This is a genomic window from Bradyrhizobium sp. NAS96.2 (genome assembly GCF_001908235.1).
Classification (GTDB): domain Bacteria; phylum Pseudomonadota; class Alphaproteobacteria; order Rhizobiales; family Xanthobacteraceae; genus Bradyrhizobium.
This window is the reverse complement of the sequence record NZ_LGHK01000128.1, coordinates 1-12,168: the sequence shown is the minus strand read 5'-3', so window position 1 is coordinate 12,168 and position 12,168 is coordinate 1. Positions and strand designations below refer to the sequence as shown.

General features: G+C 65.7%; 10 protein-coding genes. 4 read left to right on the top strand and 6 right to left on the bottom strand.

From position 1 onward, the window contains the following. Positions 1-301: 301 nt before the first annotated feature. The 6 genes from AC628_RS26140 to AC628_RS26115 all read right to left on the bottom strand — a co-directional run bounded on the left by AC628_RS26140 (position 302) and on the right by AC628_RS26115 (position 7,942). Entirely contained in the window at positions 302-2,455 is a 2,154-nt protein-coding gene (locus AC628_RS26140; protein ID WP_083633143.1) for an SLC26A/SulP transporter family protein, read from the bottom strand. A 205-nt stretch (positions 2,456-2,660) separates the two neighbouring features. After that, entirely contained in the window at positions 2,661-3,707 is a 1,047-nt protein-coding gene (locus AC628_RS26135) for an alpha/beta fold hydrolase (RefSeq protein WP_074129692.1), read from the bottom strand. Positions 3,708-3,777: 70 nt separating this feature from the next. After that, positions 3,778-4,584 (bottom strand): crotonase/enoyl-CoA hydratase family protein, encoded by an 807-nt coding sequence (locus AC628_RS26130; RefSeq protein WP_074129691.1) that lies wholly within the window; start codon positions 4,582-4,584, stop codon positions 3,778-3,780. 47 nt (positions 4,585-4,631) lie between these two features. Next, the gene (locus AC628_RS26125) at positions 4,632-5,672 is read right to left on the bottom strand and encodes a zinc-dependent alcohol dehydrogenase (RefSeq protein WP_074129690.1); all 1,041 of its coding nucleotides are present in this window, start codon (positions 5,670-5,672) and stop codon (positions 4,632-4,634) included. Positions 5,673-6,026: 354 nt separating this feature from the next. Further along, positions 6,027-6,941 (bottom strand): phosphoribosylaminoimidazolesuccinocarboxamide synthase, encoded by a 915-nt coding sequence (locus AC628_RS26120; protein WP_074129695.1) that lies wholly within the window; start codon positions 6,939-6,941, stop codon positions 6,027-6,029. A gap of 83 nt (positions 6,942-7,024) precedes the next feature. Continuing rightward, positions 7,025-7,942 carry a pirin family protein gene (locus AC628_RS26115; protein WP_074129689.1) on the bottom strand — a complete coding sequence of 306 codons (918 nt, stop codon included), beginning with the start codon at positions 7,940-7,942 and terminating at the stop codon, positions 7,025-7,027. 232 nt (positions 7,943-8,174) lie between these two features. Between AC628_RS26115 and AC628_RS26110 the strand changes: the two genes are divergently transcribed. The 4 genes from AC628_RS26110 to AC628_RS26095 all read left to right on the top strand — a co-directional run bounded on the left by AC628_RS26110 (position 8,175) and on the right by AC628_RS26095 (position 11,956). Then, complete coding sequence (locus AC628_RS26110; RefSeq protein ID WP_083633142.1) at positions 8,175-8,750, top strand: GNAT family N-acetyltransferase; 576 nt, start codon at positions 8,175-8,177, stop codon at positions 8,748-8,750. Positions 8,751-8,803: 53 nt separating this feature from the next. After that, positions 8,804-9,865 (top strand): helix-turn-helix domain-containing protein, encoded by a 1,062-nt coding sequence (locus AC628_RS26105; RefSeq protein ID WP_074129688.1) that lies wholly within the window; start codon positions 8,804-8,806, stop codon positions 9,863-9,865. 244 nt (positions 9,866-10,109) lie between these two features. Continuing rightward, complete coding sequence (locus AC628_RS26100) at positions 10,110-11,537, top strand: serine hydrolase domain-containing protein (RefSeq protein WP_074129693.1); 1,428 nt, start codon at positions 10,110-10,112, stop codon at positions 11,535-11,537. A gap of 128 nt (positions 11,538-11,665) precedes the next feature. Continuing rightward, positions 11,666-11,956, top strand: coding sequence for a DUF1330 domain-containing protein (locus tag AC628_RS26095; RefSeq protein WP_074129687.1), 291 nt, complete (start codon positions 11,666-11,668; stop codon positions 11,954-11,956). Positions 11,957-12,168 lie beyond the last annotated feature (212 nt).

Here is a 12,168-nt window from a genome sequence, read left to right as displayed (position 1 = left end):
CCTCTGCGAACACGACACCGGTGGCCACATCGTACGCTTCTGCGGCCGCGATCTCGGGTTGATCGATCGCGAGCGCCGTTTCCTGCGCTTTGCTCCGCCGCGTGCGCGGCTCCGCGTCGCACAGCAAACGGCGCAGACAGCACCACGATGACCGGATATTGTCAGCCATCAGCCCGGTCCAATATGTCAGGCATCAACCCGGTCGGACAGTGGTGAGACCCCCCACCCCGGCCCTCCCCCGCAAGCGGGAGAGGGGGGCGAGTCCCGCCGTGGCCAACGATGAAGCTCACTTCATCGCAAGCTATCGCCGCAGCACCGCAATCGTGCGGTTGGCGAAGGTCAACCGCTCCGCCATCACAGAGACAAAGTACGTCAGCAGCTTGTGGCAGAGCTCGGGGTCCTCGTCGCGGATCGCCGCGAACTGGTGGGTGTTCAGCACATAAAGCACGCTCGCCATCTCGGCCTGAATGGTCGCGCTGCGCGGGGTGTTCGCGACGAGACCCATCTCGCCGATCGTGGTGTAGCGGCCGAGGCTGCGCACGCGCGTGGTGCGGCCGTCATCGGCGGGCACCATGATGCCGACGCGGCCGTCGAGGATGAAGTGCATGGAATCGGCGGCATCGCCGGCGTGCACGATGACTTCGCCGGCGTCGACTTCGATCCGCTGGCAGCGCCGGATCAGCGTGTCGGCGTCGTCCTCGCTGTCGAGCAGCCCGGTGAACCAGCCGCGCAGATCGGCTTCCTCCTGCGCCAGCTCCTGGTGCTGTGCGATGATCTGGTTCTCGCACCATTCCAGCGCATGATCGAGCTCGTCGATCACGGAGACACCCTCGGTGATGAAATCGCCGGCGCGCAGCACCTGTTCGGCCTTGGCCGACAGATGCACCAGCATGAGCTCGACACCGACTTCGTGTGCGCTGCGCTTGATCTGCGCAAAGCTGTAGGCCGCCGACGAATCGACGCCGGTGACGAGCTTGAAGTCGAACAGCAGATAGCGGCACTCCGGATGCTCGCGCAGCAGCGCCTTGACGTGCTGGTACAGCCGGTTCGCGGAGCCGAAGAACAAATAGCTCTGCAACGTCAGGCCCTGGATCTTGCCGCCATGCGCCAGCAGCACGTCCCGGTCGTCGCGCGATCGATCCAGCGAGCTGCGGTACTCCGAGCCATCGAAGCCGTATTTGATCGCCTCGACTCGCGCTGCGCTGAGCGCAAAGGTGGCGCAGCCGATGATGACGCCGATCAGGATGCCGGGCACGAAGCCCCAGGCCACGATGATGGCGATGATCGCGAGCAACGACACATATTCGGTCTGCGACAGCCGCTTGCGCGACTCGATCATCCATTTGTGCAGCTGGTCGGCGCCGAGATAGATCAGGAGCCCGCCGAGCACGAATTTCGGCATGTAGCCGAGCAGCTGCGGCGCCACGGCGAGCATCAGCAGCGAGATGGCTGCGACCGTCAGTCCCGACAGCGGGCCGCGCCCGCCGCTCGAGAAATTGAGGATCGAGCGGCTGACCGAGATGCAGCCGGCATAGCCGGCCAGCGCGCCGGTCACGATATTGGCGAAGCCGGTGATGTTGAGCTCGCGCTCGAGATTGGCCTCGCGATGCACCGCGACCTCGATGCCGGTGGTGTTGAACAGCGTGCTCGCCGCCGTGACGAAGACGACGGCGATCATGTTGCCGAGCAGGTCCGGCACCGCCGACCATGGATACTGCGCGAGCTCGGCAGCGTGCCAGGGCAGCATGAAGGTCGATGCCGGCGGCGGCTCGAAGGTCCAGCCGGTCAGGTGCGCTTCCTCGGGCGTGAGGCCGATGATCCAGAACACAATATGCGCCACGATCACGCCGCCGACCAGGATGACCGGCAGGCCGAACGGGCTGCGCGAGCGATGCCAGGTCAGGTACAGCACCAGCGCCATCGCGCAGGCGGCGCTGAGCTCGGAAATCGTGATCATGTTGGTGAAGTGGAAGAGGGTGCCAAGCTGCACGGGGTAACCGGTGATCACCCTGATCGCGCCGAGCACGATCAGCAGGCCGGTCGCTCCGAGGAACCCGCCGACCACGGGGTAAGGCACGTAGCGGATGGCGCGGCCGAGCCGCGTCAGCCCGAGACAGCACAGCACGATGCCGGTGACGATGGTCGAGAGCCCGAGCGTGATCAGCACCGGCGTCAGCAGCGGGGCAGCAGGATTGGCGGCGTTGACGCGCTCGACCAGTGAGGCCATCAGGATTCCCGTCACCGCCGCGGTGGAGCTGTCGGGGCCGGCGACCGCGAACGGCAGCGAGCTGCCGAGCGCGATCAACGTCGCCAGCACCGCCGAGGAGATGAATGTCGCCGCGACGCCGTATGACAGATAGGGCGACAAGGGTCCGGCGAAGATCAGCAGCGCATAGGAGAGGCCGAAGGTGATGCCGAGCACACTGGCCGCACCGCCGCCGAGAATGTCGTGCATGGCCCGCCGCGCCCGCGAGCCGAAATAAAGCGATCGACTAATCACGTTAAAAAATGTCCTGAACTCTCACCGCCAGTCGTAGACGAGCCCGGCGCAGGACGACAACAGGATTTTTGTGACAACCGGTTCTCAACGCGTGCATTTTTAGCCCCCCGTGCGGGGACGGCTGGGGTGCAGGCGGCCGGAGCGGATGCGTTCCGATTGTCTAACCGAGGCTGTCCATGAACGCACGCAACCGCGGCGCCCATTTATGCGCGTCGCGGCCCGACGCCGAGTGGCCGTAATCGCTGTCGAGCAGGAAGTAATCGGCGTCGACGCCAGCGGCCTTCAGCGCCGGCATCACCTGCTGCGCGAGCTCCGGCGGGAACAGTTTGTCGGTCCGCGACAGCACGTAGAGCACCTTCGCCTTGATCCGTCCGAACTGCGCCGTCACGTCGAAGCCGCGCAGCGCCTTTGCAAGCGCCAGCAGCGAATTGGCGTCGAACCCCCTGGCCCATTCGGTGGCCTCGGCGCGGATCGTGGCCTCGATGGCAGCGGGATCGGTCAGCGTATCGCGCAGCCGCCTTTCGATGCCGTAGCTCTTCAACGTCGCGGTGCGGATCTGGATCATGCTCTCGAGCACGCCGCCGTAATCGTAGTAATCGCCGCCGTTCCAGTTCGGATCCTGCGACAGCCCCGCCATCAGGCGGGCGACATTGCCCTCGGCGCGCTCGCGCGGCACCAGCGGTGCGGTGACGACGGCGGCGATGCCGCGCATGGCAGCCGGATAGTTCACCGCCCATTGCAACGCCTGGAAGCCGCCATAGGACGGGCCGACGATCGCAACCAGCCGCTCGATGCCGAGACCATCGAGCAGTGCTCGCTGGGTCGCGACGATGTCGCTGACAGTGATATCAGGGAAGCGCGGCCCGTAGTGCCGGCCCGTCCGCGGGTCGATGCTCGCCGGGTTGGTCGAGCCGTAGGACGAGCCCAGCATGTTCGGGCAGATCGCGAAGTAGCGATTGGTGTCGACGGCCTTGCCGGGGCCGACGATCTCGCACCAGCTGCCTTCGCCGGTCGATCCGCCGGGATCGATCATCTGCGGCCCGCTGGTGTTGCCGTGTGTGATCAGCACGACGTTGTCACGGTTTGGCGCGAGCGTACCGATGGTGCGGTACGCGATCGTGACTTCAGGCAGCACGCCGCCGTTCGCCAGGCGGACATCTGACATGGTGAAGGTCTTCAGCTCGGTCGCGATCGGTTGTATGGGCATTTTCTGCTTCCGGAATGAGTACGACAGCTCAGCATGGCCGCGGCGGGAACGCAAAGACCCCCGTCCTGGCCTACCCGTTCCCGACCTCGTTGCCGAACGCGCCGTGACGGCCGATGCCGGAGGCAAAGCGCGTCGCCCCTGACAAGGTTTCGCCCGAGGCGATCACATCGAGTCCGCCGCGCATCTCGTTCCTGATCGCCTCTTCCTCGTCGAGGTCCCATTGCCGCAGCGCCGACAGCCGGTCGGCGCGCATGCAGGTCTGCGGGAATTTCGCGATGTCCTTGGCGAGCGCGATGGCGTGCGCGCGCGCTTCGCCTTTCGGCACCAGCCGGTTCGCGAGCCCCATGCGATGCGCCTCGGGGCCTGCCACCGGGCGTCCGGTCAGGATCAGATCGATCGCCTGGGAGTGGCCGATCAGCCGCGGCAGGCGGATGGTGCCGAGATCGATCAGCGGCACGCCGAAGCGGCGGCAGAATACGCCGAAGGTCGCGTCCTCCGCGACCACGCGCATGTCGGCCCACAGCGCGAGCTCCATGCCGCCGGCGACCGCATAGCCTTCGATCGCGGCGATGACGGGCTTCGAGAGCCGCAGTCGGCTCGGTCCCATCGGCGCGATCGTGTTGTGGCCGCCGACCTCGCGCTTCTTGTTGGGATCGCCCGCCGCCACCGCTTTCAAATCGGCGCCCGCGCAGAAATAACCGCCGGTGCCGGTGAATACCGCGACCGATGCGCTGGCATCGGCGTCGAACGCTAGGAACGCGTCATACAACTTGCGCGCGGTGGCACCGTCGACGGCGTTGCGGTTGTGCGGACGGTTGATGGAGACGATGGTAACAGGGCCATCGCGCTCGACGAGCACGGTATCGGCATCGGACATGGGTCGCTCCCTGGGTTTGTTGGTTGGAGCCAACCTAGCGGTCCCCGTCAGGCAATGCCATCGCGAACGAAGGCGACGCGGATGGTCGGATCTCCGATCGCCTCATGCGCATCCTCGAAACGGACCCGGCGGGTGATCACATGTTCGGGGTGGTAATGGCCTGCCGCGACATGGGCGACGCAATCGGGCAGTTCGGCGCGCACATTGACGCGCGAGACCTTCAGCGTGATGCCGACGCCGTACATGTGCCGGAGCGGCACCGGTGTGGTTTCGGCGAAGTCGCCATACATGCGCTGACAGATGCCGTTCGGTTCCGTCGAACGGAATGCCAACAGGATGCTGGCGTCGGTAGCGGCCGCGTCGATCACGATCGGAAACAGGCCGGGCGGCTCGATCATGAGGCCGGCCGGCGCTTCGATGATGTCGGCGCCGAGCGACTTCGCCTTGGCGAGGCGTGGCGCATGATCGTCGAGATAGACGACGCGGCCCGCGCCGCGCGCCACCGCCGCCTGCACCGCGAACATCGCGAGCGAATGCGCGAAACCGCCGATCACCAGCACGTCGGCACCGGGCCGTTGCTGGAGCCAGCGCGCCACCGCGCTGAAGCCGTCGGTCGCGCCATCCGCAAGCCCCGCCGTTTGCGACAGGGGATGACCTTCGGGTTGATGGACCAGCATGTGATCGGCGAACGGCACGCGGATCAGGTCGGACAGGCCGCCGCCATATTCCACGCCGCAGACCGGCTTCAGCCCGTAGGAGGAGCGAAACGGCACCGCCGTGCAGGCATTGGTGTGGCCGCGCCGGCAGCGGTCGCAGGCACCGCAACTGATCTGGAACGGAACGATGACGAGATCACCGGGCGCGAAATTCCTCACCGCGCCGCCGATGTCGACGATGCGGCCTGCGGTCTCATGTCCGAGCGCAAACGGACCTGCAAGACCCGATCGGCCGTGGACGATCGCCAGATCGAGATCGCAGCGCGTCACCGCGAGCGGCTGCACCAGCGCGTCGCGGTCATCGTGGAGCCTCGGCGGGGGAACGTCCCACCATTCGACCTTGTTGCCGCCGACATAAGTCAGTTGCCGCATCGCGCGCTCTCCGCTTTGGGCGGAGAGTGCAGGGAGGCAGAGGCGGCGACAAAAGGTTTGTCTTCAACGGTGGTGAATAGAATTCACCTGAATTGGATGGCGTCATTGCGAGGAGCGAAAGCGACGAAGCAATCCACATCTCTGCAAAGCCGCGGGATGGATTGCCTCGCTTCGCTCGCAATGACGGTGGTTCAAGTCTGCTGGAGTGCGCCTCTCACCCCGTCATCCGTCATCCTGGGGTGCGAGCGCAGCGAGCCTCGAAGGATGTACGGCCACCAGCGGGGCCGTCGACCCTTCGAGACGGCCGCGTTGCGGCCTCCTCAGGGTGACGGTGATGGGTTGGAAGGATCTCGGCTAAATCTTCAGCTCGCTGCCCGTGACGCGGCGATACGCTTCCAGATACCGCTTGCTCGTCGCGTCCACTACGCTCGCCGGCAGCGGCGGGGGCGGGGCGTCGCCGTTCCAGCGGCCGGCGCGGCGCTCGACGTCGAGATAGTCGCGCAGCGGCTGCTTGTCGAAGCTCGGCTGCGGCTGGCCGGGCTTGTAGGCATCGACCGCCCAGAAGCGCGAGGAATCCGGCGTCATCACCTCGTCGATCAGGATGATGCGGCCGTCCTTGTCGGTGCCGAACTCGAACTTGGTGTCGGCAATGATGATGCCGCGGGCGCGGCTGGTCTGCTCGCCATAGCCGTAGACGTCGCGCGCCATCTTCTCCAGCGTCGCGGCGACGTCAGCGCCCAGGATCTCGCGCACCCGCGTGACCGTGATGTTCTCGTCATGGCCGGCCTCGGCCTTGGTCGCCGGGCTGAAGATCGCGGGCTCGAGCTTCTGGCTCTCGACCAGGCCCGCTGGCAGCTTCTCACCGGCGAGGGTGCCCTCGGCCGCGTATTCCTTCCAGGCCGAGCCGGAGATGTAGCCGCGGATCACGCATTCGATCGGGAACACGGTGGTGCGCTTGCACAGCATCGCGCGGCCGAGGATGTCGGCGCGATGGTTCTTCAGTTCAGGCACCGCGCGGATGATCTCGTCGGCATCGGCGCTGATCATGTGATGCGGCACGGTGCCTTCGAGCTGCCGGAACCACCAGGCGCTGATCTGGGTCAGCACCGCGCCCTTCATCGGAATGGTTTCCGCCATCACCACGTCGAACGCCGAGATGCGGTCGGTGGTGAGCAGCAGCACGCGATCGTCGCCGACGGCGTAGATATCGCGCACCTTGCCGCGGCCGATCCGGGGCAGGGGCAAATCGCTGGATAGCATCGCGGTCATGGCGTGGGTCTTTCCGGCTGGCTTCTCAAAGACGAACGCCCGCACGCGGCGTGCGGGCGTTAGAGATTATCACAGGAAATAGCTCACTCCGGCAGCGGAATGAACTCATGTTCGTTCGGAACCTGCGCGAAACGCCCGGTTTTCCAGTCCTGTTTGGCCTGCTCGATCCGCTCCTTGGAGGAGGAGACGAAATTCCACCAGATGTGGCGCGGCCCTTCCAGGGCATCGCCGCCGAGGAACATCATCCGGGTCGGCCGTAGCGTCTTCACGGTGATGCGGTCGCCGGGCCGGAAGATCAGCAGCCGCGGCCCCTCATGGCGGTCACCCGCGATCTCGACCTCGCCGTCGACGAGGTAGATCGCGCGCTCCTCGTGATCGGGGTCGAGCGGGAGCGAAGTGCCGGCGTTAGCGGTGACCTCGGTGTAGAACCAGGGCGAGACCATGCTGACCGGCGAACTGATGCCGAACGCGGAGCCTGCGATGACGCGCGCGGTGAAGTCGCGCTCCGAGATCATCGGCAGGTCGCCCGCGCCATAATGCTGGAACGAGGGCGCGATCTCTTCCTTGCCTTCAGGCAGCGCGATCCAGCTCTGCAGGCCGAGCATCTTCTGGCCGTCGCGGCGCTGCACGTCGGGGGTGCGCTCGGAATGCGCGATGCCGCGGCCCGCGGTCATCAGGTTCATCGCGCCGGGCTGGATCTCCTGGATGTTGCCCTCGCTGTCGCGGTGCATGATGCTGCCGTCGAACAGATAGGTGACGGTGGCGAGCCCGATATGCGGATGCGGCCGCACGTCCATGCCCTTGCCGGCGAGATACTGCACCGGGCCGAAATGGTCGAAGAAGATGAAGGGTCCGACCATCTGCCGCTTGCCATGCGGCAGCGCGCGGCGCACCGCAAAGCCGTCGCCGAGATCGCGGGTGCGCGGCACGATGATCAGATCCAGCGCGTCGCAGGTCTTGGGATCGCCGAGTTCGGGATCGGTCGAGGGCTGCCAGCTCATCGCAAAACTCCTTTGTACTTCATTCCGATCATACTCCGTTCGTCGTCCCGGCCAAGCGAAGCGCGAGCCGGGACCCATAACCACAAATGCTTATGTTACGAAGGCTGGGGCCCCAGCCTGCGCACCAACTGAACTCGGTGGTTATGGGTCCCTGCTTTCGCAGGGACGACGACATGCTTTTGGCGCGTGCGAGCGCATGATAACAGCATAATCTTGGAAACCGGAGCTGCCGATGGTTTCTCTGATCAAGCCCGATGCAAGACTGTTGCGGGTCGATGGTCCCGTGATCGAGACCGCGCGCCTCATCCTGCGGCCATGGCGCGCATCGGACATCGCCGACAACACGCGGATGCTGTCCGATCCCGAGACGGCGCGTTTCATCACGCCGGATCATCAGCCGGTCACCTCGGAGCTGAAGGGGTGGCGCAATGCCGCGGTCATCTCGGGCCACTGGGCGCTGCATGGTTTCGGCATGTTCGCGGTCGAGGAGAAATCCTCCGGCCGCTACATCGGTCGCGTCGGGCCGTATTATCCGCCCGAATGGCCCGGCTTCGAGGTCGGCTGGGGCATTACCAAGGAGTGCCGCGGCAAGGGCTACGCGGTTGAGGCGGCGCGCGCCGCGATCGACTTTGTGTTCGCCAACTTCACCGTCGACCGCATCATCCATTGCGTCGATTCGGCCAACGTGGCCTCGCAAGCCGTGGCGCGACGGCTCGGCGCCGTGAACGAGGGGCCGGGCAAGCTCGAGGGCGATGTCGTCGATATCTGGGTGACGGCGCGCGAGCGGTGGCGCCGCGATCGGGCTTGAAAAACCCCGCCTGAGCGACGATTGTTCGGCTGACCCGGAGATCCTTTCGACCGATGACATTGGCCGCAACCGAACTCTGCCTGCGCGCCGCCGCGGTGACGCTGCTGCTGGTGCTTGCGGCCTCGATGTTCGCGGATTTCCGCAACGTGCTGGCGGGGTGGCTCGTGATCGCCTTCGCGCTCGGCGCGGCCGCGCATGCGGTGACCGCGTCGATTGGCGCCGGGCCGCCGATCTCGGTCTGGCACGCGCCGCTGATCGCGCTTTCGACCGGCGACATCGTGGTGTTCTGGCTGTTCACCCGCGCGCTGTTCGATGACGCCTTCGTCCTGCGCTGGTGGCACGGTCTGATCTGGGCCGCGGTGGTCGCGTTCAGCTTCGTCAATTGCATGTGGATCGCGCCGGGCGGCCACGCGCAGGCGGCGATTACCACGGTCAATCTGCTGACGCTGGTCTTCATCGTGCTTGCCGTGGCGCAGACCGTCGGATCATGGTCGGCGGATCTGGTCGAGCGCCGCCGCCGTGTCCGTGTCTTCATCGTCGCGGCCTCGGCGCTGTACGGCGGCATGAACGCGCTGCTGCAAATCGCCTATGCCGGCAGCCGCGTGACCGTGGAGTGGGCCAATTTGCTCAACGCGGCCGTGCTCGCCGCCATCGTCGCTGGTATCACCTGGGCGATGATGCGCGTCGATGGCGCCGATCTGTTCGCCACGCCGGTCGAGCCCGTCATTGCCAATGCGCCGCCGGCCGCGATGGAGGAGGCCGCGGACCAGAAGCTGGTCAATGCCCTGATGCGCCTGATGGCGGACGAGCGGATCTACCGCCAGGACAACGTCACCATCGGCACGCTGGCGACCCGGCTGAAGATTCCCGAATACCGGCTGCGGCGGCTGATCAACCAGCGGCTCGGCTATCGCAATTTCAATGTCTTCCTCAACAACCACCGGATCGAGGAAGCCAAGGCCGCGCTCGCCGACCCCGCGCAGGCCGAAGTCCCCGTCATCACCATCGCGATGGATGCCGGCTTCCAGTCCCTCGGCCCCTTCAACCGCGCCTTCAAGGCGACGACCGGCGTGACCCCGACGGAGTATCGGAAGCTGAAGGCGAGCGCGGCGTGATTGCTCTATTCCGTCGTGAGGGACGCACCGGCGACAGGGTTCCCTCCCCCCCTTGTGGCCCGCAAGGGGGGAGGGAGCCTGACTGGGGCGCGTCCCTTACGATGGGGCGTTGTAATCACGAGACAATTCCGAAATCGGCCAGTCTCTTCCAACCTTCAGCTAGCCCGATTTCCAAATCCGGCGAGCCCTTCCGCGTCCGTTCTTGCTTCCTCCAGCCACGCACTCTCGCATGCCGGAGGATTCCGTGACCCGTCGAAAACTCATCTTCATTCTCGCCGCCACCACTGCCCTCGGCGCGCTGGGCTGGTCCGCCGCCCGCGCCCGCGACGTGCCGAAGGTCGCGACTGGCTTTGTCGCCAACATCATCTGCTCCGAAACCTTCGTCAGCGGGCTCGACCCGAAGCGGAACTTCACCGAGACCACCGATGCGATGCCCGGCACCGGCCTGATCACCTGGGCGATGGACACCGAGGTCGACCTCGACCGCAGGGACGTCACCGTGACGCTGTTCGGGCTCGGCCGCAGCCATGCGGTCTATCGTGAAGGTGTCGGCTGCACCCTCGAACATGGCGAGACGCTGGCGGACATCGCGCTGCCGCCTGCACGGCCGCAGGCCGCCCTGTTGCCCGAGATCGCGGGCCCCGCGGTTGTAGCGCCGCAGAGCCCGCAGCTCGCGGCCGCGCTCGATCGCGCCTTTGCCGAACCGGCCGAGCCGCCGTTCCGCCGCACCCGCGCGGTTGTCGTGATGAAGGATGGCCGCATCGTCGCCGAGCGCTACGCCGACGGCATCGGCACCGACACGCCGCTGCTCGGCTTCTCCGCGACCAAATCGGTGATTTCGGCGCTGATCGGCGTCCTGGTGCGTGACGGCAAGCTTGCGATTGGTAAGCCGGTGCCGATCGCTGCCTGGCAGGACCCGAAGGATCCCAGGCATGCGATCACGGTCGATCAGCTGTTGCGCCACACTGCGGGCCTTGCGCTCGGCAGTTCGCTGCAGGCTTCGCTCGCCTCCGCGCTCGAACCGGTCAATCGGATGAAGTACATGGAATCGGATATGGCCGCTTACGCCGAGAGCATTCCGCTCGAAACGGCACCGGGCCAGGCATGGAATTATCACGACGGCAATTTCATCATCCTGTCGCATCTGATCCGCGACGCGGCCGGCGGCCGTGCTGCCGACGTGCTGCGCTTCGCGCGGGCTGAGTTGTTCGATCCGCTCGGCATGCGCAACGTCGTCATGCAGTTCGATGCGGTCGGCACGCCGGAAGGATCAGGCGCGATGATGGCGAGCGCACGCGATTGGGCGCGGTTCAGCCAGCTCTATCTCGACGACGGCGTGGTCGGTGGCCGGCGCATCCTGCCTGCGGGCTGGGTGAAGTACTCGGCGTCGCCGACGCCGAACGCCTGGGTTGGCATCGGCGCGGGCTTCTGGACCAATCTCGGCGACAGTTTTGGCGCCAAGTATCGCGTCGAGCACGGCTGGCCGCGCGACGCGTTCTTCGCCAAGGGCACGATCGGGCAGTATGTGATTATCGTGCCGTCACAGCGCCTCGTCATCGTGCGGCTCGGCCGTTCGCCGAACGCGCCGCCCAAGGCGGACGGTGTGTTTGACCTTGTTAGCGATGTCGTCGCGGCGACCGCGACAGGCGCGCGGCTCGCGGGCGGCAATTGATCGGCACGTCACACACCAACCGCGCGATCGTGAATTGAATCTCCGCGTGAGGAATTTTCTGATGCCGTGGCGCATCTCGCAGGAGGTGCGCCACTGTTCTCTTAGCATCGCCTCAGCCGGAGACCATCATGCCGAAAGCCTACTGGATCGTGCACGTCACGGTGCACAATGAAGCCCGTTATCCCGAATACCTCGCCGCCGCGATGCCGGTATTCGAGAAATACGGTGCCAACTTCATCGTGCGAAATGGCCCGTACGAAGTGGTGGAGGGCGCAACGCGCCAGCGCAACTTCGTCATCGAGTTCAAGGATCGCACCACCGCGATGAAATGCTACACCTGTGCGGACTATCAGGCCGCCAAGGCGATCCGGCAGAAATATTCGGACGGGGATTTTGTGATCATTGATGGGCCGGAATGACAGGGGGAATGCGGAAGCCTGATTCACAGACAGCGCAACACACTCAGTGTCGTCCCTGCGAAAGCAGGGACCCATAACCACCGATGGTTATTGTTGAACGATGCTAGAACGACGAGTCCCTTCCACTATTCCTGCCGCGGAGTATGGGTCCCTGCTTTCGCAGGGACGACGTGTGGAGGGAATCTCGCGCCCACTACACCTGTCATCGCCCG